At 65.4% G+C, this 24,666-nt stretch carries 22 protein-coding genes; 9 read left to right on the top strand and 13 right to left on the bottom strand.

Annotation, left to right across the window (positions count from 1 at the left end; genetic code table 11):
- Window positions 1-33: 33 nt before the first annotated feature.
- Complete coding sequence (gene fzlA / locus FHS48_RS06440; protein WP_221443389.1) at window positions 34-702, bottom strand: FtsZ-binding protein FzlA; 669 nt, start codon at window positions 700-702, stop codon at window positions 34-36.
- Between the two features lie 95 nt (window positions 703-797).
- On the opposite strand from fzlA, the gene FHS48_RS06435 reads away from it, so the two are divergent.
- Both FHS48_RS06435 and FHS48_RS06430 read left to right on the top strand, forming a co-directional pair.
- Window positions 798-1,577, top strand: coding sequence for a HugZ family pyridoxamine 5'-phosphate oxidase (locus FHS48_RS06435; RefSeq protein WP_184262509.1), 780 nt, complete (start codon window positions 798-800; stop codon window positions 1,575-1,577).
- 492 nt (window positions 1,578-2,069) lie between these two features.
- Entirely contained in the window at window positions 2,070-3,899 is a 1,830-nt protein-coding gene (locus tag FHS48_RS06430) for a phosphoenolpyruvate carboxykinase (GTP) (protein WP_184262507.1), read from the top strand.
- 174 nt (window positions 3,900-4,073) lie between these two features.
- Here FHS48_RS06430 and FHS48_RS06425 read toward each other — a convergent pair whose 3' ends face one another.
- Window positions 4,074-6,602: a DUF4175 family protein gene (locus FHS48_RS06425; protein WP_184262505.1), complete on the bottom strand. Its 2,529-nt coding sequence runs from the start codon at window positions 6,600-6,602 to the stop codon at window positions 4,074-4,076.
- Window positions 6,603-7,055: 453 nt separating this feature from the next.
- Here FHS48_RS06425 and phbB point away from each other — a divergent pair, with 453 nt between their 5' ends.
- Entirely contained in the window at window positions 7,056-7,784 is a 729-nt protein-coding gene (gene phbB, locus FHS48_RS06420) for an acetoacetyl-CoA reductase (protein ID WP_184262503.1), read from the top strand.
- A 113-nt stretch (window positions 7,785-7,897) separates the two neighbouring features.
- On the opposite strand, the gene FHS48_RS06415 is transcribed toward phbB, so the two are convergent.
- The 6 genes from FHS48_RS06415 to FHS48_RS06390 form a co-directional block, all read right to left on the bottom strand.
- Window positions 7,898-8,347: a V4R domain-containing protein gene (locus FHS48_RS06415; RefSeq protein ID WP_184262500.1), complete on the bottom strand. Its 450-nt coding sequence runs from the start codon at window positions 8,345-8,347 to the stop codon at window positions 7,898-7,900.
- A 116-nt stretch (window positions 8,348-8,463) separates the two neighbouring features.
- On the bottom strand, window positions 8,464-9,627 hold the full coding sequence (locus FHS48_RS06410; protein ID WP_184262498.1) for a cyclic nucleotide-binding domain-containing protein: 1,164 nt from the start codon (window positions 9,625-9,627) through the stop codon (window positions 8,464-8,466).
- 250 nt (window positions 9,628-9,877) lie between these two features.
- Window positions 9,878-10,624, bottom strand: coding sequence for a Bax inhibitor-1/YccA family protein (locus FHS48_RS06405; protein WP_184262496.1), 747 nt, complete (start codon window positions 10,622-10,624; stop codon window positions 9,878-9,880).
- 135 nt (window positions 10,625-10,759) lie between these two features.
- A complete protein-coding gene (locus FHS48_RS20415; RefSeq protein ID WP_184262494.1) occupies window positions 10,760-13,372 on the bottom strand; it encodes an ABC transporter permease in 2,613 nt (870 codons plus the stop codon).
- On the bottom strand, window positions 13,372-14,094 hold the full coding sequence (locus tag FHS48_RS06395) for a class I SAM-dependent methyltransferase (RefSeq protein ID WP_184262492.1): 723 nt from the start codon (window positions 14,092-14,094) through the stop codon (window positions 13,372-13,374). Before FHS48_RS06395 ends, FHS48_RS20415 begins: the two co-directional genes overlap by 1 nt.
- The gene (locus FHS48_RS06390; protein ID WP_184262490.1) at window positions 14,091-14,867 is read right to left on the bottom strand and encodes an ABC transporter ATP-binding protein; all 777 of its coding nucleotides are present in this window, start codon (window positions 14,865-14,867) and stop codon (window positions 14,091-14,093) included. The genes FHS48_RS06395 and FHS48_RS06390 overlap by 4 nt, the downstream gene beginning before the upstream one ends.
- Between FHS48_RS06390 and FHS48_RS06385 the strand changes: the two genes are divergently transcribed.
- Together FHS48_RS06385 and thpR are read left to right on the top strand one after the other, a co-directional pair.
- Entirely contained in the window at window positions 14,866-15,621 is a 756-nt protein-coding gene (locus FHS48_RS06385; protein WP_184262488.1) for an arylesterase, read from the top strand. The two genes, FHS48_RS06390 and FHS48_RS06385, sit on opposite strands and share 2 nt — an antisense overlap.
- A gap of 4 nt (window positions 15,622-15,625) precedes the next feature.
- A complete protein-coding gene (thpR, locus tag FHS48_RS06380) occupies window positions 15,626-16,183 on the top strand; it encodes an RNA 2',3'-cyclic phosphodiesterase (RefSeq protein ID WP_184262486.1) in 558 nt (185 codons plus the stop codon).
- On the opposite strand, the gene FHS48_RS06375 is transcribed toward thpR, so the two are convergent.
- Both FHS48_RS06375 and FHS48_RS06370 read right to left on the bottom strand, forming a co-directional pair.
- A complete protein-coding gene (locus tag FHS48_RS06375; protein ID WP_184262484.1) occupies window positions 16,155-16,826 on the bottom strand; it encodes a class I SAM-dependent methyltransferase in 672 nt (223 codons plus the stop codon). The genes thpR and FHS48_RS06375 overlap by 29 nt on opposite strands.
- Window positions 16,827-16,837: 11 nt before the next feature.
- Window positions 16,838-17,473, bottom strand: a complete 636-nt coding sequence (locus tag FHS48_RS06370; protein ID WP_311769094.1) for a low molecular weight protein-tyrosine-phosphatase — start codon at window positions 17,471-17,473, stop codon at window positions 16,838-16,840.
- Window positions 17,474-17,507: 34 nt separating this feature from the next.
- On the opposite strand from FHS48_RS06370, the gene cobB reads away from it, so the two are divergent.
- The 3 genes from cobB to FHS48_RS06355 all read left to right on the top strand — a co-directional run bounded on the left by cobB (window position 17,508) and on the right by FHS48_RS06355 (window position 20,180).
- Window positions 17,508-18,248 carry a Sir2 family NAD+-dependent deacetylase gene (gene cobB / locus FHS48_RS06365; protein ID WP_184262482.1) on the top strand — a complete coding sequence of 247 codons (741 nt, stop codon included), beginning with the start codon at window positions 17,508-17,510 and terminating at the stop codon, window positions 18,246-18,248.
- The gene (locus FHS48_RS06360; protein ID WP_184262481.1) at window positions 18,242-18,889 is read left to right on the top strand and encodes a uracil-DNA glycosylase family protein; all 648 of its coding nucleotides are present in this window, start codon (window positions 18,242-18,244) and stop codon (window positions 18,887-18,889) included. The genes cobB and FHS48_RS06360 overlap by 7 nt, the downstream gene beginning before the upstream one ends.
- Window positions 18,890-18,989: 100 nt before the next feature.
- Window positions 18,990-20,180: an aminotransferase class I/II-fold pyridoxal phosphate-dependent enzyme gene (locus FHS48_RS06355; protein WP_184262479.1), complete on the top strand. Its 1,191-nt coding sequence runs from the start codon at window positions 18,990-18,992 to the stop codon at window positions 20,178-20,180.
- Window positions 20,181-20,254: 74 nt separating this feature from the next.
- Here the strand turns inward: FHS48_RS06355 and FHS48_RS06350 are convergent, their stop codons facing one another.
- Both FHS48_RS06350 and FHS48_RS06345 read right to left on the bottom strand, forming a co-directional pair.
- On the bottom strand, window positions 20,255-22,756 hold the full coding sequence (locus FHS48_RS06350; RefSeq protein ID WP_184262477.1) for an ATP-binding protein: 2,502 nt from the start codon (window positions 22,754-22,756) through the stop codon (window positions 20,255-20,257).
- A gap of 59 nt (window positions 22,757-22,815) precedes the next feature.
- On the bottom strand, window positions 22,816-23,223 hold the full coding sequence (locus FHS48_RS06345) for a metallopeptidase family protein (protein ID WP_184262475.1): 408 nt from the start codon (window positions 23,221-23,223) through the stop codon (window positions 22,816-22,818).
- 202 nt (window positions 23,224-23,425) lie between these two features.
- Between FHS48_RS06345 and FHS48_RS06340 the strand changes: the two genes are divergently transcribed.
- Window positions 23,426-23,755 (top strand): 4a-hydroxytetrahydrobiopterin dehydratase, encoded by a 330-nt coding sequence (locus FHS48_RS06340; protein WP_184262473.1) that lies wholly within the window; start codon window positions 23,426-23,428, stop codon window positions 23,753-23,755.
- A 27-nt stretch (window positions 23,756-23,782) separates the two neighbouring features.
- On the opposite strand, the gene FHS48_RS06335 is transcribed toward FHS48_RS06340, so the two are convergent.
- Window positions 23,783-24,484 carry a J domain-containing protein gene (locus FHS48_RS06335; RefSeq protein WP_184262471.1) on the bottom strand — a complete coding sequence of 234 codons (702 nt, stop codon included), beginning with the start codon at window positions 24,482-24,484 and terminating at the stop codon, window positions 23,783-23,785.
- Window positions 24,485-24,666 lie beyond the last annotated feature (182 nt).

Genomic DNA, 24,666 nt, shown 5'->3' with positions numbered 1-24,666 from the left:
GTTTTTCCTGATGCGGACCCGCCGGGCAGGCGGTCAGAAATCAAGGTCGGCGTAATGCTTCGGCGGCAGAACGCCGGGAATCACTTCCTTCAGCAGGGGCCGGAAGCAGGGACGGCTTTTAATCCGCACGTACCAGTCCTTGGCAAAGGGATGGTCATCCCACGGCACATCGCCGATGTAGTCGATCAGCGACAGATGGGCCGCCGCCGTGATGTCAGCCAGCGTCATCGCCCCGCCCGCCAGCCACTTCCGCCGCTCGGTCAGCCAGGTGATATAGGCCAGATGGGTGTGGATGTTGGTCCGCCCGACCCGCACCCAGCGGGAGTCCGGCGGATCGCCGCCCAGCATCCGCTTCATCAGCTTTTCGCTGACCAGCGGATGAGTGACTTCCTGCTGGAACTTCCGGTCAAACCATGCCACCAGACGGCGGGTTTCCGCCCGCTCCGGCACCGAGCGCGGCAGCAGCGGCACCTCGGTATAGGTTTCTTCCAGATATTCGCAGATGGTCTGCGAATCGCACAGGACCAGCCCGTTCGGCTCGATCAGAACCGGAACTTCCCCAGCCGGGTTCAGCGCCAGAAACTGGTCACTGCGGTCCCAGTCGGCCTGAAGGGTTTCGGTGACGTCCAGACGCTTCTCGCCAAGGACCAGCCTGACCTTCCGTGCGAACGGTGACAGCCAGTGATGATACAGAATTCGCATATGCCCTATTTACCGAATCAGGAAAGTTTATCAACCTTCCCCACCATAGGGTCCCACTGCCCGTTGGACCTGTGTGCTGTGTCACGGATGGCATCATGACCCGCGAAATTCCGCAAATCAAACCTTCTGATAGCCACCGCCGGAGTGTCCGCGCCCTGCTGCGCGGTTGCCGGAGCGGCAGTCTTGCCACAACCCTGCCCGCAGCAACAGAGGAAGACGCAGCAGGCCCGACGCCTTATGTCTCTCTGGTCACCCATGCGACCCTGCCCGACGCCTCTCCCGTCTTCCTGCTGTCCGAACTGGCAGACCACACCCAAAATCTGCTGCGGGATCCCCGGGCGGCCTTTCTGGTGGAACAGGCCTCCGGGCTGCCAAACCCGCAGACCGGTCCCCGCGCCACGGTCACCGGAACCCTGCACCGGGCCGAAGGGGCAGAGCTGGAGCAGGCCCGGTCCCGGTTTCTCGCCCGCCACCCGGGGGCAGCCCTGTATGCCGGGTTCGGCGACTTCGCGGTCTGGGTCATGACGGTGGAGCGGATCCATTTCGTCGGCGGCTTCGCCCGCGCGGTGTGGATTGAGGACGGCCCCGGCCTGCCCGCCGCCCTGTGCCGGGAACTGGACGCGGTCGCCGCCTCGGCCTGCGGACACATGAACAGCGATCACGCCGATGCCGTCGCCCTGCTGGCCGCAACCTATGGCAGTAACCGGGACGCCGCCGACGGCTGGACCATGACCGCCGTTGATGCCGATGGCCTTGATCTTGCCAATGGTGAAACCAGCCTGCGCATTCCGTTTCCGAACCCCCTGAAGGATGCAAACGAACTCCAACCCACATTGGTGGCACTGGTCCGTGCCGCCCGTGCTGCACCGCAGTAATCCGCCTGTCGCGCAGGATTTTGTATCCAACCCATCCGGGTAGGCCGGGTTTTCCGCTCCGGAATCCCCGGCCGAATCTCCGGAATGCGAAACAAGCGGTTGCGGGGCACCCTCCGGCCCTTTATTGTCCCCATCGGGACTGTCCGGAGGCCATGCCGGACAGGGATCCCGAACAGGCATGAAGCCCGTGCGCCACCCGTCCTCCGGGATGGACCGGCACACCGGCTGAAGGAGAGCATTCCGGCGATGCAAGAGGGACCGAAACGGCCCGAGGCTCGTAAGAATAAAAATGCCCCTGACACCCGGTCTCTGGCCCGGGTGCACCCCCGTTCTGTCCGCTCCGGGGTGATAACCTGTTGTGCGAAATCCGGACTGCCGACCCGGCAGGCCCGTATTTCTTCCCCAAGACTGACCGCCGTTCGCGCCTTACCTCCTCTTTCCGTCACACTGCCGGAAGGACCGGGCGCGGATCGTCCACTGGAGATCCGTTAAATGACCGCTGCCCCGACTAAGAATGCCAAGCTTCTGGCTTGGGTCGATGAAGTTGCCAAGCTGTGCAAGCCGGACCGTGTGTACTGGTGCGATGGCTCCGATGCCGAATATGACCGCCTGTGTCAGGAAATGGTCGATGCGGGCACGTTCATCCGCCTGAACCCGGAAAAGCGCGCCAACAGCTACCTGTGCCGCTCCGACCCCTCTGACGTCGCGCGCGTTGAAGACCGCACCTTCATCTGCTCCGAAGACAAGGACGATGCCGGCCCGACCAACAACTGGGTCGATCCGGCCGAGATGCGCTCCACCATGCACAAGCTGTTTGACGGCTGCATGAAGGGCCGCACCATGTACGTGGTGCCGTTCTCGATGGGTCCGCTCGGCTCCAACATTGCCCAGATCGGCGTCGAGATCTCTGACAGCGCCTATGTCGCCGTCAACATGAAGATCATGACCCGCATGGGCACCAAGGTGCTGGACGTGCTGGGCGATGACGGCGCCTTCGTGCCGTGCATCCACTCCGTCGGTGCGCCGCTGGAAGCCGGTCAGAAGGACGTGGCCTGGCCGTGCAGCGAAACCAAGTACATCGTCCACTTCCCGGAAACCCGGGAAATCTGGTCCTACGGCTCCGGCTACGGCGGCAACGCCCTGCTCGGCAAGAAGTGCCTCGCCCTGCGCATCGCCTCGGTGATGGCCCGTGACGAAGGCTGGCTGGCCGAACACATGCTCATCCTCGGCGTGAAGAACCCGCAGGGTGAAAAGACCTATGTGTCCGCCGCCTTCCCGTCCGCCTGCGGCAAGACCAACTTCGCCATGCTGATTCCGCCGAAGGGCTTCGATGGCTGGGAAGTCACCACCATCGGCGACGACATCGCGTGGATCAAGCCGGACGCCAACGGCCAGCTGCGCGCCATCAACCCGGAAAACGGGCTGTTCGGCGTCGCCCCGGGCACCAACACCAAGTCCAACCCGAATGCGATGGCGACCCTGACCGCCAACTGCATCTTCACCAACGTCGCCCTGACCGACGACGGTGACGTGTGGTGGGAAGGTATGACCGATGAAGCCCCGGCCCATCTGATCGACTGGACCGGCCGCGACTGGACCCCGGACTGCGGCCGCCCGGCTGCCCATCCGAACAGCCGCTTCACCGCCCCGGCCTCGCAGGTGCCGTGCATCGACGCCGAATGGGAAAACCCGGCCGGCGTGCCGATTTCCGCCTTCATGTTCGGTGGCCGTGTTTCCAAGAACTTCCCGCTGGTGTTCCAGTCCTTCAACTGGAGCCACGGCGTCTATCTGGCCGCCACCATGGGGTCCGAAGCCACCGCCGCCGCGGTCGGTCAGGCCGCCATGCGCCGCGACCCGATGGCCATGCTGCCGTTCTGCGGCTACAACATGGGCGACTATTGGGACCATTGGCTGAACGTCGGCCGCAAGCTGCCGAATCCGCCGCGTTTCTTCCGCGTCAACTGGTTCCGCAAGGACGAGAACGGCAAGTTCGTGTGGCCGGGCTTCGGCGAAAACATGCGCGCCCTGAAGTGGATCGTTGACCGCGTCCACGGCCGTGCCGCCGCCACCGAAAGCCCGATCGGCTGGATGCCGCATTACTCCGACCTGCATTGGTCGGGTCTGGACTTCCCGCAGGCCAAGTTCGACGAGATCATGAAGATCTACAAGGGCGCGGCCATGGCGGAAGCCATTGATCAGGAAGTGATGTTCAGCAAGTTCGGCGACCGTCTGCCGAAGGAACTGGAACTGCATCGCCAGATGCAGATTGCCCGTCTGGAACGCAGCCCGGAAATCTGGTCGCTGTCCGACGCCGCTGAGTAAAGGACTGGCCAGTCCGGATCCCCGGGCTGGCCTCCTCCGTCAAAAAGGGCGGGCTCTTCAGAGAGCCCGCCCTTTTTCTGTTCACGGCACAGGTTTTGTTCCAGAAACAGGGGGCAGAACGGCCCTTCCGGACTGCCCTTGCTACGGCGGCTCTGCCGTCACCGGCACCCTGAATCAGAACAGCTTCAGCAAGCGGTTCAGGTACTCCAGTTCCTCTGCCGGACGGTTCCGGTCGCTGGCCCTTCTCCGCAGTTCCTGCAACAGGTCCCACGCCTTGGCCCGCTGCGGCTTATCCGGGATCGGCTGACCGGCGGTCCCCAGCGAGTCCCCGCCGCGTCCGGTCGGATCGTCTGACAGACCCGGCCCGCCCGGGGACATCAGCACCATCGGCCCACCCCCGCCCCGGGACATCATGTTTCCCAGCGCTTCCCCCTGCCCCTTCTTCAGGGCCGACAGGGCCGCTGCCTGCGACTCCAGCGCCTCCTCCCAGCGGGCTGAGCGCAACGAAGCCGCTGCGGCTGTCATCGCCGACTGGGCTGCGGCCAGAGACTCCGGCATCAGGGACGGATCCGGCCCTGCCGCCCCGACACTGTCCTTCAGCCGCTGCGCCAGCTGCTCCTGCTCCGTCCCCAGCTCCATCCCCCGGCTGGCGAAGCGCGACGGCGTCCCCTTGCGGCGGGCCGGTTCATCCTGCCGGATATCAAAGGTCTGCTTCAGCAGGGCTTCCTGCTGGCGGACCGCCTCCTGAAGGGCCTCCATCATCCGGCTGACCATCTCCATCTGGCGGGCATCAGGCATCGATGCCGCCGACTGCAACCGCGACAGCGCCCGGGACAGCTGATCCATCATCTGCCGGGCCGCCTCGGCTGATCCCAGACGGCTCAGGTCTTCCAGCGCCTGCGCCATCCGGTCAATGCTGTCTGCCGACATCGCCAGACCGGACATCTGCGGCAGCGGCACCGCCATTCCTTCCATCCGGTTCAGCAATTCATTGATGAAGGCCCCGGCCGCCCGGCGGACAGCGGCAATCGCCGCCTGCATTTCCTCCGGCGAGGCATGGCGCTCCACCGCGTCTGCCAGATCCTGACGGGCCTGTTCCAAAGCATCCCGCGCTCCGGCCAGACGCCCGTCCTCCACCCGGACCGCCGTCTGCCACAACAGCGCCCCCGTCGCCTGCCGGGCTTCCGGCGTTACGGTCCCGGCCGAGAAAACGGCGGCCCGTAACGCTGCGACGCGCAGCGCCAGAAACGTCACCGGGTCGCCGCCGAAGGCCCCGGGCTGCGCACTCAGGTGGCTGAGGGCGGCAGAGACCATAATCATGTCCGGCGGGGCCACCGTCATCAGGGTCTTCCGGGTGGCAATAATCTTTCTGGCCACCGGATGGGTGAACGAGCGCTCCGGCAGGGTGACTGCCGCCCAGTCCGTCAGCCCGTCCTGTCCCGCCGCATCCTGTCCGCGGACCCGGACCTGCACCTCCAGCCCCGCCCACGGATGGGCCGCCAGCGCTGCGGACACCGCAGAGCGGAGCGTCTTCGGCTGACCGCTGAGAGGCAGGGCCACAGGGGGTGCCTCCTCGCCCTCCCGCCGCAGTTCCAGCGACAGGGCGGTGAACCCCCAGTCATCATCCCCCCGCAGCGGCAGGGTCAACGCGCCGTCCGCGCCGGGGCGCGCAACCGATACCGGCGGAGCCACCCACGCCAGAGACGGCGGCTGATCCGCCACGACATGCACCGGCCACGTCAGCCAGGTCCGCCAGAACGAGGAAATCCGGATCTCCGGGGCCGTCCTCTCCGCATCCGGCGTCAGCACCAGATCCCAGCGGCGGGCCTTCTGATCAAGCACGTCCGGCGTCAGCGCCATGCCGCCCAGATGCACATCCACTGCGGCATCGGACCGCACCAGAAGCTGCACCCGCGTTCCGGAGGGAAGGGCGCTGAACAGCCCTTTCCACGCCCGCAGGGCCTCTTCAGCCTCCGGCGTGGCAACCGGCAGGGTCAGACTGCGGGTCAAAGGCGGCAGACCGGTATAGGCGGGGGGGGTCAGCCAGACTTCGGCGGTCAGGCCCCGCCCGGGAAACACCGGCCCCGGGGTCAGGGAATCGCGCAGCCGGTGGGCCGGATCCTGCCACCCCACCGTCAGGGCAATGACAAACGCCAGCACCGGGATCGCCCGCAGCCCCCAGGGATCACGGGCGGCAACCTCCGGGACCATCAGGCCGACGGCCAGACCGGCCCCTTCTGCGCGGGCCTGCCGCTTGTGCTCCAGCCACAGGGCTTCGGTCAGGGGATCTCCCCCCTGACTGAGGCGGTCAAAGCTGGCGGTCAGAGGACGGTGCACATGGCCACCTTCCCAGCGGCGGACCGTGTCCTGCCGGTCCGGCCAGCGGAACCGGCGGACCATCGCCACGGCAGCAGCAAGAAGCCCCCCCGCCGCCAGAGCCAACCCGGCCAGATGCAGCCAGCCCGGCAATCCCGGAAGAACGCCGGACAGCATCACCGCCAGACAGGACAGACACAGGGCCCGCAGGACCCAGCTTTCCAGCCACAGGCGTTCCAGACCGGTGATGGTCTGCATCAGGCGCAGGCGGTATTCAATCCGGCGGCGCAGATCCCCACAGTCCGCCGGGGGCACAGACTGTTCTGTCACACCAGCCCCGGCAACCCCGGCTTTCGGGGACTCTGGCGGGGTTTCCGGTAAAGCCATGGCGGTATTCCGTCTAAACCACGCAATTGCGGGGAGTCTACCGCACAGGGGCGGAACGAAGCGAGAAGGTTTTGTCTTGATCGGCCGTCTTCTGTGTGCAGCGCAAAACCGATCCCGGGCAGATCACGCAGCTTTGTTTCTGCAACCGGAGATGTTACCGTAACGGAAAGGCCGATCCGCCACCCCGCTGTTGGCATATCCCCCGGATTACCCGTCAGGACGTCGCGCAGCAATGCTGAAATGCGACAGAATTCTCCCTGCCATCTTGTAATTTTGTTACATAAATATCGGTTTCTTTATCCGGAAATTTCATTACACTCAGTCTTATGACGCCGTAAGAGCGCAGCTGGCCCCACGGGCCAGCCCCGGAACGCCGTGCCCTGTCACGCCGGGACAAACCATGTGTACAGATCCATTTACCTGCAAAAACGCTGATGCAAGGGGAGTTCAAGAATGTCTGAAGGTCGTGTGGCGGTTGTGACCGGTGGGACCCGTGGGATCGGGCGTGCCATTTCCGAAGCCCTGAAGAACAAGGGCTACAAGGTGGCGGCCACCTATGCCGGAAACGACGACGCCGCCAAAAAGTTCAGCGAAGAAACCGGCATCGCTGCCTACAAGTTTGATGTCGCCGATTTCGCCGCCTGCGAAGCGGCGGTGAAGAAGATCAGCGAAGAGCTGGGTCCGGTCGATGTACTGGTCAACAACGCCGGGATCACCCGTGACACCACCATCCACCGCATGGATTACCAGAAGTGGGATGAAGTGATTCAGACCAACCTGTCCTCCTGCTTCAACATGTGCCGCTGCGTGATCGATTCCATGCGCGACCGCAGCTTCGGCCGCATCGTCAACATCGGTTCCATCAACGGGCAGGCCGGTCAGTACGGTCAGGTCAACTATGCCGCCGCCAAGTCCGGCATCCATGGCTTCACCAAGGCGCTGGCGCAGGAAGGGGCCAGCAAGGGCATCACCGTCAACGCCATCGCCCCGGGCTATGTCGATACCGATATGGTGCGCGCGGTGCCGCCGAACGTGCTGGAAAAGATCATCGCCAAGATCCCGCGCGGCCGCCTCGGCAAGGCCGACGACATCGCCCGGGGTGTGCTGTTCCTGGTCGCCGATGATGCGGACTTCATCACCGGCTCGACCCTGTCGATCAACGGCGGCCAGCACATGTATTGATCCCGGACTGCGGCGGGGTGGCACTGCCACCCCATCCATCCGGCAGAGACCAAACCAACAGAGACCTCTGCAACCGGCCTTCGCTCAGGAGGCCGGTTTTTTTTCAGAACCGCTCAGCCCCCGATCCGGATCTCATATTCACAGTGCTCATGCCCGGCGACATTGCATTTGGTTTCCCGGACCCGCACCGTCTTCCCGGTCACCTTCGCCATCGCCCCTTCCAGAATCGCCCCCTCCAGATCACAGACCGAGGTGCCGCTGGCGGGCAGACCATCACAGAAGCAGTCTTCCACCACCACCCGGACCAGATCCGGATCTTGATGGATGACTTTCGGCAGGCCGATCTTCAGATCGACGAAGATTTTCAGGATATCGTCCACCGACCGGACCGGCAGGCTGTCGCCGATTTTGCGCCCGACCGTCAGGGTGGTGGCCTTGCCCCCCATCGGCAGGCCCTGATGCAGGCCGATCAGACGGATTGTCCGGAACAGCTCCAGCGGCACCTCGCCGCCCAGGGTTTTCCGGTCAATCTTGCGCATGTCGTCAAAGGTAAATGCCGTCATTTTCAGCCATCCTTGTCACGCGGCGGATCCCCGCCTCTCTGGAATAGCTGAAAATCGCAAATCCGGGGCACCGCCGCCTTGATATCCGACAAGGAGAGTCTTCTATTGTCCCGCAATCAGAACCCGGTTTCCTGTGTCCGGTGACGGTTGCTGGTGACCAGACGTTCACACAGGGTCCGCGACAGGTTGAACAGCAGCTTGGACGCCATGGTCGGCGAGGTCCGCATCAGCCGCCGCAGGAAGTTCTGACTGAGGGCCAGCACCCGGGCATCCGACACTGCCACCACATCGGCGGAGCGGGTGGTGTCAGCCAGAAAGGCAATTTCCCCAAAGACCTGCCCGGTATCCAGCACCGCCAGCGGCGTGTCTTCCCCCGGCAGACGCACTTCCACCAGACCGGACAGCACCACAAACACTTCCTTCCCCACCGTTCCGGTGGTGATGATGCGGTCGCCGCGCTGACACTCCAGCACCGTTCCGCTGCGGAACAGCCGTTTCTGTTCATCCTCGCTCAGGTCGGTCAGGATCGACGGTTGCCCGGCGGCGCTGTTCCAGACTTTTTCAGTCAGGAACCGCCAGTACAGGTCTTCGTCCTCCACCCAGTCCCGCACCACCGATTTGACCGGAAACGTCCGCCGCAGCCATTCCCCAATCGGGCCGCCATCACCGGCATCCGGATGATGGCGCAGGATCCGCAGCAGCGGCGAGCGGATCGCCTCCAGATGTTCGGTATCGCGCAGCACCAGCACCAGCGGCACCTGATAGCCGATCACCGGATCGACGACATTAGTGGTGAAACGGCGATAGCCCAGATGCTCGTACAGATCGACCAGACCGGGGGCACAGGTACAGAAATCAAACTGGGTCCCGCGGTTGAGGCCATCGCCATAGGCACAGGCCACCAGCGCATTCAGGGCCGGGGTTCCGCGCAGCCCCGGTGACACCATCAGCCGGGCGCTGAAGGACAGGGCATCGGGCCCGAAACCGTGGAACCGCTGAAAATCCGGCATCTGTGCGAAACGGGCCGGAACCCCCTTGCTGCCGGACAGAACCCGCAATGTCCCGGCGATCTTACCGACGGCGCGGGCCACATACAGGCGGGCCTCCGCATCCTCGACATCCCGCAGCAGACCATTGGCATGGTCCGCCTCCACCATCCCGAATTTTCCCATCTCCCGGACATAGATGTCATAGCGGAAACGGAAGATCTCTTCCCGCTCGGCCGGACTGAGGGCTTCGGTAACGGTCAGGGGGAGGGAGGCAAGCGGACTGTCAGTCATGGAGGGAAGACCAAGCGGCGGGGGAGAGACCAGAACGGCGGGACTGACCGGGACCGGAAGGGGGATTGATCCTGATCACCGACACAGGAAAAACCATCATCGCGCTGATCGTCTGAAAGGGCTACCCGGAAACGGGAAGACCAAAAGAAATTGGTCCTTCCAGACAGAAACATCGCCCAAAAATAACGGCAGGGCCCTGTTTTGAGGGCCCTGCCGAAAACTTATACCCTTACAAAACCTATCTCAGAAATCACTCGCGGTTCTGACCGAAGAAGCGCAGCAGCATCAGGAACAGGTTGATGAAGTCGAGGTACAGGGTCAGCGCGCCCATGATCGCCTTCTTGGAGGCAACATCGGCACCGTCGGCCTCGAAATACATTTCCTTGATCTTCTGGGTGTCATAGGCGGTCAGACCGGCGAACACCAGCACACCCACCGCCGACAGGATCCAGTCCATCATCGAGCTTTGCAGGAAGATGTTCACCACGCTGGCGATCAGCATCCCGATCAGGCCCATCATCAGGAAGGAGCCCAGACCATCAAGGCTGCGCTTGGTGGTGTAGCCATACAGGCTGAGACCGGCAAACGCCGCCGAGGTGATGAAGAACACCCGGACGATGGAGGTATCGGTATAGGTCAGGAAGATGGTGGACAGCCACACCCCGTTCAGGCCGGCATACAGCCAGAACAGCGCCTGCGCCGTCGCCGCCTGCATCTTGGCAACACGGAAGGACAGGAAAAACACCATACCGAGGGACGCGAACAGGGCGACCCACATCAGCAGGCCCGGCTGGGTCTTGCCGTTGGCGGCAACGGTGTAAAACACCTTGCTCAGGCCGGTGTTGGCGACCAGCCACGACACGATACCGGTCAGCAGCACGCCGGAGGCCATGTAGTTGTAGACCCGCAGCATATAGGCGCGCAGGCCCTCATCAAGCTGAACCGCTTCGGCGGCCGAACGCGCCTGGGTCCAGGTGGAACGGTCTTCGAAAGCCATAGTGTCCTCTCTGTTTTCGCGAAAGAGCGATGATGTGAGTCAATATGGCATGAATTTCACGCGCCGCAATGGGGCAGAAAAAAGATTCTGCCCCGCAGCGCTCCGGTCCATGCGCAGACAGACGGCTTTTTCCGTTTATTCCGCCCGCAGTACCCGCCCCGGCTTTTCGGACAGGGCTTTCAGGGTTCCCACAGCCCCCCCGGTGAGGGTCAGTGCGATACTGATCAGGCTGACCGCCGCCGTCAGGCCGGGCATGGCCTCCCATGGCATTTTCATCACCTTGGTCACGATCATCCATGCCGCCCCGGTCCCGACTCCGGCGGCCAGCAGCGCCGTTGCCGCCCCGATCAGACCGTATTCCAGCAGCCACGCCCGGGCCAGCAGGGCGCGCGGTGCCCCCAGAACCTTCAGGACCACCGCATCATAAACCCGGCGGCGGTGCCCGGCGGCAATCGCCGAGGCCAGCACCAGAATCCCCGCCAGCAGGGTCAGCGCCGTGGTCACCCGGATCGCCTGCGCCGCCGTGGTCATGATCTGCTCCACCGTCTCCAGCGCCTGCCGCACCGGAATCGCCGAAACATTGCGCAGGGCCTTGCCAACCGCCCGCTCCACCGCCAGTTCGGCTGAAGGCGGGGCCGCTACCGTGGCAATCCACGTCCGTGGCGCCCCCTTCAGTGCATCAGGGGAGATGACAAAGGCAAAGTTCATCGACAGGGACGACCAGTCAACCTCCCGCAGGTTGGCAACCGTCGCCGTGATATCGCGGCCCAGCACATTCAGGGTGATCCGGTCCCCGACCCCGATGCCCAGCCCCTTGGCCAGAGTTGCCGCCACCGACACCAGCGGCGGCCCGGCATGGTCCGCCGCCCACCAGGTGCCCTCCACGATCACCGCGTCGTCCGGCTTTGCCGCCGCCGAGGTCAGGCCCCGGTCGCCGCGCACCGCCCATTCAGACTCCTTGCTGACACTCTCCGGCGTCACCGGCTGGTCTTTCAGCCGGACCACCCGGCCCCGGGTCATATCCGCCGTGTTCAGCACCTGCGCCCCGGGCACACTGGCCACCGCCTTCCGGAAGGCCTCCAGCTGACGGGGCTGGATATCAATGAAGTAGTAGGCCGGGGCCGATTCCGGCAGCCGTTCATGAACCTGCCGGGTCAGATTGGCCTGCGTCAGCACCGACGCCACCAGCACCGATACCCCAAGCCCCAGCGACAGCACCACCGGGGCCGTCGACGCCCCCGGACGGTACAGATTGGTCAGGGCCAGCCGCAGGACCGGACGGTTGCGCACGGCCCGGCCCCGGATCACCACCCGGCGGGCCAGCGCCATCACCCCGGCCGCCATGCCCCGGAACAGACCGACCGCCAGCACTGCCGCCACCACAAAACCGATGGCAATATCCTTCCGGTCCGCCGTCAGCACCGTCACCGCCACCAGCACCGCCGCCGCCAGCCCGACGCCCAGCGCGAACCGCCCCCGGGGCCAGCCGGACACCGGGGCCAGCAGAGACCGGAACAAGGCCGTCGCCGGAACCCGGTAGGCCTGCGCCAGCGGCCACAGACCGAACACCAGTGTCACCAGCAGACCAAAGGCCCCGGCAGTCAGCAGCGGCACCGGATACAGCGCCGGTTCCATCCGCGCCGGCAGGAACGGGGCCACCAGCGGCCCCAATCCCCACGGCAACCCGGCCCCGGCGGCCAGACCGATCGTCACCCCGATCAGCGCCAGCGTCAGGATCTGGAGCAGGCTGATCCGGAACACCAGCGCCCCGGACGCCCCGAGGGTTTTGAAAATCGCCACCGTCTGGCGGCGGCTGTCCATAAAGGCCATCACCGCATTGGCCACCCCGACACCACCGCTGAGCAGGGCGGTCAGACCGACCAGCGTCAGGAACAGGGTGATATTCCCGAGAAAGCGGTCCAGTCCCGGCGTTGCCGCATCGACTCCGCGCAGATCCCACCCGGCTTCCGGGAAGCGGGCATTCAGCGCCCGGATCAGATCCGGGACCGCAGACCCGTCCTCGACCCGCAGCTTGGTGACATTGCGGATCAGCGCCCCCGGCAGATCCAGCCCTGACGCCTCAATCGTTCCGGGGCCGACCAGCAGGCGCGGCCCGAAGGCCATCACCGAGGCCACCCGGTCCGGCTCCGACACCAGCACCGCCCGGATCCGCACCCGGGCCTCTCCCACCATCACCTCACCGCCGACCGTGGCCCCAAGGCGGTCCAGCAGCCCGGCCTCGGCCACCGCCCCGGAGACAACGGTGCCATCGGGCAGGGTTTCCGGCCGCAGGACCTCCGCCAGCGGCAGCGGCGGATCCAGTTCCACCGTGCCATACAGCGGATAGGTGGCCGGATCGATTGCCTTCAGTTCGCTGAAGGCGCGCTGTTCGGCCTCTCCCTCGCCCCGGCGGACAGTGGCCCGGAACTCCCGCAGATCCGTCAGGCGGCCATGGAGACTCAGGGCCTGCCGCTGAACCGGATCAAGGGCGCGGTAGGTCATGCGGATCTCCAGATCCCCGCCGAGGAGGATCCGGGCATCGCGGGCCAGTCCGGCTTCCACCGCCGACCGCATCGACCCGGCGGCGGCGATGGCAAACACGCCCAGCGCCAGACAGGCGACCAGCACCCATAGCCCGCGCAGGTTGGCGGCCAGCCCCCCGCGCAGATCGCGCCAGCCCAGACGCCAGGCCAGAGACCAGCCGGAAACAGAAGCAGCGGAGCGGGGGAGCGGGGACGGGGGCGGCATCAAAGATCCTGTGTCCGGTGGCAAAGAGAGCCGGTGAACAGAAGCCCGCCGAAATAGCGTTCCGGCGGGGTAAATCCGGCTTCGCCCAGCAGGGCGGCAAAGCGGGTTTCGGGGATGAAATGAATATCGCGCTCGATATGGCGCAGGCCTTTTTCAATCTCCTGCGGGTCAATCCCGGCCTCAGCCTGCCAACGGGTCCAGGCGGCCAGAAGATGCCGGAAGCGCGGACTGGCCGGATCTTCCGCCATATCGGCGATCACCAGCGGGGCCCCGGGGCGCAGGCGGCGGGCCACGGAGTGCAACAGCGCCAGCTTGGTGCCGTCATCGGGCAGAAAGTGCAGCACCAGCAGACAGGCCGCCGCATCAAAGAGGTCCTGCGGCGGCAGACTGTCGGTGATGCCGACATGCAGGCTGACCTGCCGGTCCAGACCGGCCTCTTCCAGCCGCGCCTGCGCCACCGCCAGCATGCCTTCCGCCGGATCGCAGGCCACCAGATGCCAGCCCGGATTGCGGCGGGCCATCAGCTCCAGTTCCGTTCCGGTTCCGGCCCCGGTCACCAACACCCGGGCCGCATCCCCGGCCCCGGCGGTTTCCAGCATCACCGCCGACAGCGCATGCAGGGTGTCATACCCCGGCAGAACCCGGCGGATGGTGTCATCGTAGCGGCGGGCCCGGTCGGCATGAAAGGTCTCGCGGCGGGGCTGGGTCATCTCGGTGGTCATGCGGGCAATCCTGACGGTGTGGTCACGGGGGCCGGACGGTCCGCCGGAACGGCAGGAGACGCAGCCGCAACGATCAGCCCGTCCTGCACCCGGACCACCCGGTCACAGCGGGCAGCCAGAGCCGGATCATGGGTGATCAGCACCAGAGTCGATCCCGCCGCCGCCCGGCGGTCGAACAGCAGATCCATGATCGCTGCCCCGGTGGTGCCGTCAAGGTTTCCGGTCGGTTCATCGGCCAGCAGCAGGGCCGGGCGGGGGGCAAAGGCCCGGGCCAGCGCCACCCGCTGCTGCTCCCCGCCCGACAGGTGCGGCGGATAATGATGCAGGCGGTGCCCCAGCCCGACGGCGCGCAGCTCGGCCTCCGCCCGGTCAAAGGCATCGCGGTGCCCGGCCAGCTCCAGCGGCACCGCCACATTCTCCAGCGCCGTCATGGTGGGAATCAGGTGAAAGGACTGGAACACCACGCCGATATGATCCCGGCGGAACACCGCCAGTGCATCCTCCCCCATCCGGGTGAAATCCGCCCCGCAGATCCGCACCTGCCCGGCGGTGGCCTGCTCCAGACCGGCCATCACCATCAGCAGCGTACTTTTTCCCGACCCCGACGGCCCGATCAGCCCCACCGCCTCGCCGGGGGAAACCGTCAGGTCCACCCCCCGCAGAATATCAACGGTGCCGGAAACCCCGCTCAGGGTCACTTCCACCGCTGCCATCTCGACCCTATAGTCAGGGGCCTGTACCTTGCTGACCGTCTGGAAGGAAAGATCGGACATGACGCTCCTGCGGCCCTGCTGGCAGCATTTTCGAATTGCGGACATCCTGCGGCGGCAGGCTCTGTGGGCATATGCGGCAGTTTTTGCCATTGTCAATGTGCTGCTGCTGCCAATTCCTCCGGCGGCGGCCCAGACCACGGCCCCGGCAGGATCCCAGAAGACCCTGAAAATCCTTGCCCTCGGCGACAGCCTGACCGCCGGGTATAACCTGCCGAACGGCCAGTCGGTCCCCGACCAGCTGGCCCGTCTGCTGGCGGCGTCGCCGGTGATTCAGGAGAACCGTTTAAAGCTCGAAATGATCAATGGCGGTCTGTCCGGGGATACCTCCGCCGGGGGACTGGCCCGTCTGGACTGGATGCTGACCGACCGCCCGGATCTGGTGATCATCGAGCTGGGGGCCAACGACGCGCTGCGCGGCCTGTCCCCCGATGATACCCGGCTGAATCTGGTCGCCATCATTCAGGCCCTTCAGGAGGCCCGGATCGGAATCCTCCTGACCGGAATGCTGGCCCCGCCGAACGTTTATTCAAAGGACGATATGACCGAGTTCAACGGCATTTACCCGGAACTGGCGGCGGAATTCGGCGTCCCGCTGTACCCGTTCTTTCTGGACGGGGTCGCCGGAAACCCGGCCCTGCTGCAAAAAGACGGCATGCACCCGACCGAGCAAGGGACCCGCGAAATTGCCCGCCGCATCCTGCCGGACCTCGAAGAGGTCATCCGCAGCGTCCTCGAAAAGCGTGAGAACTCCTGAGGCCATGCTCAGGCTGTTTCTTGGCATCGCCCTGCCCGGCCTGCTGCGCGACCGGATCGCCACCGTTCTGAACGGCATCCCGGAGGCCCGGTGGATCCACCCTGCGGATGCCCATATCACCCTGCGCTTTATCGGCGAGGTCCCGGAAGACAGCGCCGAAGAGCTTGACGGACAGCTGCGGGTGACCCGGTTTCCGGGGGGACCGCTGACCCTGCGGGGGTTTGATACCTTCAGCACGAAACGCGGGGTGCGGGCGCTGTTCATCCCCGTCCTGCCGACCCCGGCCCTGCTGGCCCTGCATGATAAATGCGAAACGGTCTGTCAGCAGATCGGCCTGCCCGCCAGCCGGGAGCGGTATCATCCGCATGTGACGCTGGCGCGGTTCTCGCCGCCTGCCACCGGGCGGGTGGAGCAGGTGGCCGCCGCCAATACCGACTGGCCGGGGGGAACCTTCACCCCCAGTCACCTGACCCTGTTCCGCAGCCACCTTGGCCGGTCCGGCCCCTTGTATGAGGAACTGGCCGCCTATCCCCTCAGTCCGGAAAGCGGACAAACAGGGTAAAATCGTCTTCGAGATAATCGTCACGGCACCACACCCGCCCGCCCCGGGGGGCGGCTTCCGCCTCCAGCCAGTCCTGCCAGCGCTGCGGATCGGTGTAATACATCGGCCGGTCGGTGCGACGGCGCTGATGCAGCAGGTTGAAGGCCATGCCTTTCCGGCACTGGAACAGAAAATGGCGGAGGGACTCCTCCACATACGGCTCCCAGACAGAGGGCGCCGCGCCATCACTGAAATTATAGGTCCCGGAGACAAACCCGTAATCGGCGGGTTCCTCCGCATGGGCGGAAAGGACAAAGCGGACCCGCTGGCCTGCCGCCGGATAGGTCCGGCGGGCGGTATGGATCATTTCGGGCGTAATGTCATACCCGGTGTACTGGGCAACCGGTGGTGCGGTACGGTCCTGCAACAGGCCCCACAGCGCCCCCCAGCCACAGCCAAGATCATGGACATGGACCGGAACCGCCGGGTCCGCCTGATCGAGCAGATCACACAGGACGGACAGACGCAGCATCTGCACATCGGTGGTGGACCACCCGACCCCCAGCGAGGTCGCGCCCCGGGCCCGGACCGCCGCCCCATAGCTGTGGGCAATCAGATCCACTTCCAGCGGAAGGTCTGGCGGCGGCACGCGGACCGGATCCATCAGCCGCCCCTTCAACCACTGCGGCTGGCGGCGGCAACCTGCGGGTAGCGCTGCCGGATGTGATTCAGCAGGGCGGCACAGCCGTTTTCGATCAGATCGAGAACGTATTCAAATCCGGTTTCCCCGCCGTAATAAGGATCGGGGACATCCAGCATCGGCGGATCGCTGAGATAACTCAGGAACAGGGTCACCACTTCGGGGGACTGTTCCGCCGGCACCATCCGCCGCAGGGCGGCAAGATGCCCCTGATCCATGGCGATGATCAGGTCAAAGCGGCGGAAATCCGCCAGCTCCACCTTCCGCGCCTTCAGTTCCGCCAGCTCCACCCCCCGGCGCCGGGCCGCCGCCTGAGACCGCCGGTCCGGCGGATCCCCGACATGCCAGTTGCCGGTGCCCGCCGAGTCGGTCTCAATCACTCCGGACAGGCCTTCCCGCTCGACCAAGGCCCGGAAGAAGCCTTCCGCCGATGGCGACCGGCAGATATTCCCGGTGCAGACGAACAGAACCCGGACCGGACGGCCCACTGCGGCAGACGCCGGAGAAGAGATGGCATGATCGGCTGCTGGCACTGGAAACCCCATGATGGTGAAGCCCGCCATGGTCCCATGACAGCGGGTGTCGGAAAACCCCTTTTCTTCAGATATCATGCCCCCGGCCTCAAAAGTCCGGGAACCCCGCCAGATGTCTGCCCCCGCCTCCTCCCCGCCGCCGATCGTCATTCTGACCGGGGCCGGAATATCCCGCGACTCCGGGCTCGACACCTTCCGCTGTGCCGGTGGCATCTGGTCACAGGTCCGGCTGGAAGACGTCGCCACCCCGGACGGTTTCCGCCGGGATCCGGCGCGGGTCCACGCCTTCTACAATGCCCGGCGGGCTCAGCTGGCGGATCCGGCGATCCAGCCCAATGCCGCCCACCACGCGCTGGCCCGGCTGGAGCAGGACTATCCCGGCGAGGTCCTGCTGGTCACCCAGAACATTGATGACCTGCACCAGCGGGCGGGGTCCCGCTGCGTCCTGCCCATGCATGGGGAACTGCGCAAAATCCGCTGCGACGCCTGCGCAACGGTTCTGCCGTGGGATCACGACTGCTCCCCTGCCGTTGCCTGCCCGGCCTGCGGCATCGCCGGAGCCCTGCGGCCGCATGTGGTGTGGTTCGGGGAGATGCCGCTGGAGATGGACCGGATCTATGCCGCTCTCGATGACTGCGGACTGTTCCTGTCCATCGGCACCTCCGGCACAGTTTATCCCGCCGCCGGATTTGTCTCCCATCTGTCAGACCTTGGCATGGCCCATACGCTGGAACTCAACCTCGCCCCCAGCGAAGGGGCCAGCCTGTTCGACGACGGACTGTACGGCCCGGCCAGCGAGGTGGTCCCGGCGGTGGTTGACCGGATCCTGCGCGGGGATATTCCGGGATGGTAACACCCGCCCTTCCCCCCGGCCGACCGGAGCCGGTGGAGACGGTGGAGACGGTGGAGACGGTGAAAGCCGCCGCCCGGGCCTGCACGGTCTGTGCCCCCGTCCTGCCCCTCGGCCCGCGCCCGGTCCTGCGGGGCAATCCCCCGGCCCGGCTGCTGATCGTCGGGCAGGCCCCCGGCACCAGAGTTCATGCCAGCGGGATCCCATGGGATGATGCCTCCGGCACCCGGCTGCGGCAGTGGCTGGCCCTGCCGCCGGAGGTTTTCTATGACGAGGACCGCGTCGCTATCGTTCCGATGGGTCTGTGCTATCCGGGTGCCAACCCCAAAGGCGGCGATAACCCACCCCGCCCCGAGTGCGCGCCGCTGTGGCAGGCCTGGATGCGGGCCGCCCTGCCCGCCGTGACCTTGACCCTGCTGATCGGCCAGTATGCGCAGGGCTGGTGGCTGGGCCCGGCCCGCCAGCCGACCATGACCGCCACCGTCGCCCACTGGCGGGACTACGGCCCGGCGTTCTTTCCGCTGCCGCATCCAAGCTGGCGCAACACCGCATGGCTGAAAAAGAACCCGTGGTTTGAGGCTGAGGCCCTGCCGGTCCTGCGGCAGCGGGTGGCGGAGGCCGTACATTCCGTCATGACCTCATGACAAAAAGGCGGCATCCCGGAGACCGGTGCCGTCTGGACGGCGGCGGCGGGAACCGGCTACGCTCCCGGCATTGTTTCAGCGTCCGCCGCGAGTGACTCCCATGTTGCACCTCAACAGCCGCCCCGACCTTCTAACCGACTATCCGTTTGCCCGCCTGAACACCCTGCTGGACGGGCTGACCCCCGGTCAGGATCCGCTGATCTGTTCCATTGGCGAACCGCAACATCCGGTTCCGGCGCTGGTCGCCCCGGCGCTGGCGGCGGCCAATGCCCTGTGGAGCAAGTATCCGCCGGTGAATGGCACCCCGGACTACCGCGCCACCCTCGCCCGCTGGCTGACCAACCGCTATGACCTGCCCGACGGCATGATTGAGGCGGACCGCCACCTGCTGCCGGTATCCGGCTCCCGCGAGGGGCTGTACATGATCCACGAGATCATCGTCCCGGAGCTGAAGAACGGCAAGCGCCCGACCGCGATCATGCCGAACCCGTTCTATCAGGTGTATTACGCCGGGGCGCTGATGACCGGTGCCGAGCCGGTGCTGGTGGACGCCACCGAAGAAACCGGCTTCCTGCCGGACTTTGACAGCCTGCCGGAAGAGACGCTGGCCCGTGCCGCCGTCGTCACCCTGTGCTCCCCCGCCAACCCGCAGGGCGCGGTGGCGACACTGGACCAGTGGAAGCACATGATCGAGCTGGCGCGGAAGCATGACTTCGTGCTGATCGCCGACGAATGCTATTCCGAAATCTATTCCGACACCCCGCCGCCGGGCGCGCTGGAAGCCTGCCGGGATCTTGGCGGCTCGCTGAAGAACGTGCTGGTGTTCAACTCCCTGTCGAAACGGTCCAGCGTGCCGGGTCTGCGCTCCGGCTTCGTGGCCGGGGATCCGGACCTGATCGCCCGCTTCGCCAAGCTGCGGTCCTATTCCTGCGCCGGAATGCCGCTGCCGGTGGTGGCCGCTGCCACCGCCCTGTGGGGGGATGAGGCCCACGCCATTGAGAACCGCTCGCTGTACCAGCAGAAGCTGACTCTGGCGCAGGATCTGCTCGGCCCCCGCTTCGGGTCGGTGATACCGGCAGGCGGCTTCTTCCTGTGGCTGAAGACCGGCGACGGCGAGCAGGCCACCCGCCGCCTGTGGCAGGAGGCTGGGGTCAAGGTGCTGCCCGGGGCCTATCTGGCTCAGGCCAGCGCCGATGGCAGCAACTGCGCCACCGACTACATCCGCGTGGCGCTGGTCCATGATCTGGACACCACCCGCAAGATCCTGACCCGGATCGCCGCCGTGGTGTAACCCCGGTCCCTGAAGACGGAAAAACGGCGGAGCCCCGATGGACTCCGCCGTTTTTCATTTCTGCCCCGGTCCCGTTACCAACGGCGGCGACGGGCGGCCTCTTCCTCCATCCGCACGCCCCGGCGCGGCGGCGGCGGCTCGTCACCCAGACCGTGATCATCCAGCGCCCCGACCTTGGCAAACGCCCGCAGCCGGGCCTGAACCCGGCGGTTGATGCTGCCGCTGGTCCACTGGCCATCCTCCTCCTGCTCCCCGGCAGAAATTCCGGTCAGTAGGGAAATTCCCTCATCGATATGATGGATCGGCCAGATGTGGAACGCGCCGTCGGCGCAGGCCTCCACCACATCATCCCGCAGCATCAGATGGGCGATATTCGACGCCGGAATCAGCACCCCGTGATCCCCGGTCAGACCCCGGCTGAGACACAGATCGAAGAACCCCTCGATCTTCTCATTCACCCCGCCGATGGCCTGCACCCGGCCAAACTGGTCCACCGACCCCGTAACGGCCAGAGACTGCCGGATCGGAACCTCGGACAGCGCCGACATCAGGGCATACAGTTCCGTCGAGGAGGCGGAGTCGCCGTCAACCATGCCATAGGACTGTTCAAAGGTCAGGGTGGCGGTCAGGCGCAGCGGCTCCATGGTGCCAAAGCGGTGGGCCAGAAACGACGACAGGATCAATACGCCCTTGGAATGGGTCGGTCCGCCCAGATCAACCTGCCGCTCGATATCAATCACCTCGCCGCGCCCGGCCCGGACCCGGGCGGAAATCCGGCTGGGCTTCCCAAAGGCATTGGGGCCGACTTCCATCACCGCCAGACCATTAATCTCACCGATCGCCTCGCCATCGGTCTCAATGCGGATGATGTCACGGGTGATCTCATCCTGAAGGGCTTCCGGGATCCGCCCGGACCGCCGCCGCCGCCCGTCGATCGCCTCGGCCACATGGGCCGCCGAAATCACCTCCTGCCGGGCACCGCGGGCGAAATGATCGGCCTCGCGGATCAGATCAGCCAGATCCCCCATATGGGTGGTCAGCCGCTCGGCATCTTCCGCCAGACGGGATCCATATTCCACGATTTTGGCGGCGGCCAGCCGGTGCAGCGGCAGCGTGCCTTTCTGCCGGGCCATCTCGGCCAGCACCAGCGTGAAGTCGCGCACCGTCTCCGGGGTGCGGTCAATGTGGGTGTTGAAATCCGCCACCACCTTGAACAGGCCGCTGAAGTCCGGATCATATTCCGACAGCAGATAGAAGGTCGCCGGTTCCCCGACCAGAACGACTTTCACCTGAAGGGGAATCGGTTCCGGCTCCATCGCCTGCGTCGACCACATCCCCCAGGCCCCACCGGGCACCTCAATCCGGATCTCGCCCTTGCGCAGGGCCCGCTTAAGGTCATCGTAGGCGAAGGAATTCTGAAGGAGTTTCCGGGCTTCCAGCATCAGAAACCCGCCGTTGGCCCGGTGCAGGGCTCCCGGCTTGATCAGATGGAAATCGGTGATCAAGGCCCCCAGCTGCTGGCGGTGCTCAATCCGCCCCACCAGCGCGGGCTGGGTCGGATGGTCTTCCATCACCACCGGGGCAACCGTTGCGCCGTCGTGATCAATCAGCACATTGACCCGGTAGCGGCGGAAGCGGGCCTCATCCCCCACCTTGCGCAAATAGGGCGGCACCCCGTCCTGCGGGTCCTGCTCCTGCGGGTCCGTCAGGAACAGGGTGGCATTGTCCTTCAGGTCGGCATGGGCCTGATCGAGGTAGTCGAGCACCTGCGGACAGTCGGCATAGATCTCTTTCCGCTCGGCGATCTCCAGCCTGACCACCCGGTCGGCGGTATCCGCATCCAGCGCCTTGATCTTCTCCCGCTTGTCACGCTCCCACTGCGGGGCCTGACGCAGGGCTTCTTCCAGATCGTGCTGAAGGATCCCCATCGCCTCCTTCAGCTGCTGCTGTTCCTCTTCCGGAAGCTTATGGAAATCATCGGGGGTCAGGACCTCGCCATCCTTCTCCGGGGCCAGCGCCAGCCCCATCGGGGTGCGGACCAGCGCAATCCCCTTCGCCTCGGCCCGGGCCCGGTGGTCGTCCAGCGCCTGTTCCTGCCGCTGCTTGACCGCTTCCTCCAACGCCTTGCGCTGCTGGCGGTAGTCATCGGCCTCAAACGCCGCAGGCAAGGCGTGGCGCAGTTCCTCAACCAGAGAATCCATATCGCGGGCGAACTGACGGGCCCGCCCGGCCGGAAGGGTCAGCGCCCGTGGCCGGTAGGAATCCGCGAAGTTATAGACATAAACCCAGTCCTGCGGCACCGGCAGCGCCGCCGCCGCCTCGGCCAGATAACGGCGGACCAGACTGGACTTTCCGGTCCCCTCAGGCCCCATACAGAACAGGTTATACCCCGGACCGTTCATTCCCAGAGCAAACCGGACCGCCTCAATCGCCCGGTCCTGCCCGATCGGCTGATCAAAAGGCGGGGCGTCGCTGGAGACATCATAGGGCACCAGCGCCGGATCAATGCGCCGGGCCAGAAGCTCCGGCGGCAGCGGATCGGGAAAGAACGGGGACGGAGAGAATGTCTCGGGCATCGGCGGCACCTGCGGACCGTAAAACGGAAGGACGGAAGCGGAAAACCGGGTGGGACGGATCAGGGAACGCTGGCCTCGATGCGGTCCATATCCCCATCCGACAGCCCGAAATGATGGCCGATCTCATGGATGATGACATGGCGGACCAGATGGCTCAGGTCTTCCCCGGTCTCACACCAGTAATCAAGGATCGGGCGGCGGTAGAGGAAGATCATGTCCGGCTGGGTGGAGACCGTGCCGACGCTTTTTTCCGCCAGCGAAATGCCGTGATACAGGCCCAGCAGCTCAAACGGGCTTTCCAGCTCCATTTCCCGCTCGACCTCGGCATCCGGGAAGTCTTCGACCTGTACCACCAGCTGGGTGACATGGTCCGCAATCTCCGCCGGCAGGGTCAGGATCGCGTCACGGGCGATCGTATCGATCTCGGCCAGAGACGGGGCAACGGTATAAGATGGGGCAGAAGACACGCGGCACTCCCTGAGGACAGACCAGACCCGGATGTGGCGGCGCGGAGTCCGCCAGCCCCGTCTTGCTGTCACGGGGCGGATGGGTCATCTTCCCGGAGATGGGGTGGAAATGCCAGACTTTCCAGAGCGTTTTCAGGCCGCAGCCCTGTTGCGGCGCACCCTTCGGCCCGCTGCGGATGCAGGTTTCTGAAAGGACCACAGGATGACGACGGATAGAAAAGCAGCCTGCCCTCAGCCGTTAACCGCCAGCGAGCGGGACGCCCTGCCCCGGATGCTGCCGCAGTGGACGGTCAGGCCTGACGGCGCGGCCCTCAGCCGCAGCCTGCGCTTCGAGGATTTCTCCGCCGCCTTCGGCTTCATGACCCGGGTCGCGCTGGAGGCCGAGCGGATGAACCATCATCCGGACTGGAGCAACGTCTATGCCACGGTCAGCATCAGCCTGACCACCCACGACGCCGGAACCCTGACGGCGCTGGACCTGCAACTGGCCGGGGTGATTGACCGGCTGGCGCGGGAGTCCGGCGCATTCTGAACGTGATACGCCGGTTCCGCCCTCCGGTCAGCCCGCCTTCCGCAGCATGTCCATCGCCGCATTGAGCTGACTCATCCGGTTGTGATTGCCATAGGAGCTGTCCGGATGGTGGACCGTCGCCAGCATCCGGAACCGCGCCCGTATTTCCCGGGCGCTGGGGTCGGAATAAGGCGAAAATCCCAGAATGTGCAGGGCTTCTGCCCGGGTGGTGACGCCATTGGGCAGCGGGTCAAAGGACAGCACACTGATCACCGTCCGCAGGCGGTCAATTTCCTCCCGCAGGGCCATCAGCTCCTTCTGTTTCTGACGTCGTTCCTCGTCGCGCGCCCGCTCGGCTTCCGCTGCGGCAACCTCGGCCTGCCGGGCATCCAGCGCATCCGGGTGGTCGACATCCAGCGACATCGTTCCGCCATCGAGTGCAAGGGCCAGATTCAAGGCTTTGCGGATGAAGGGGACCGTCAGACCCGGGGGAAGGCGCACCTGAAGCCGCGGCTTGCGCTTCCACGGCCGCCCTTCTGCCCGGCCGGATTTCAGCACAACCGTTTCGCGGTCATCCTCCGGGGGTTCCCCCGGGTCGGCGAAGGCCTCAATAACCGGCTCTGGCACCACCAGCATCACCGAGCGGGCCACATCCCCGGCATTGACATGGCGGCGCTCCGCCAGCGCAAGGACCGCCTCCCGGAAAGCCGAGGAGCACGATAGGGTATAAGAGTCTTTTAAGGTCGCCATAGTGGTAGAAAAACCATCCGAGTCTGGTCAACCTGCGGCCCTGTCACGAAAAAATGGCGGTGTCCGATCACGCCACCATACCGATTTCGCAACGGAAACACCGGTGCAGGCATAATTTTAACTACATTTGCAGACCACACCACCCTTGGCAATCTTCTTTTCCGGCTGCCCCTGCGCCCAAC

The organism is Novispirillum itersonii, from assembly GCF_014205675.1.
GTDB classification, from domain to species: Bacteria; Pseudomonadota; Alphaproteobacteria; order Rhodospirillales; family Rhodospirillaceae; genus Novispirillum; species Novispirillum itersonii_A.
The sequence above is the reverse complement of the archived record's forward strand: the minus strand, read 5'-3'. Positions and strand labels throughout refer to the sequence as shown.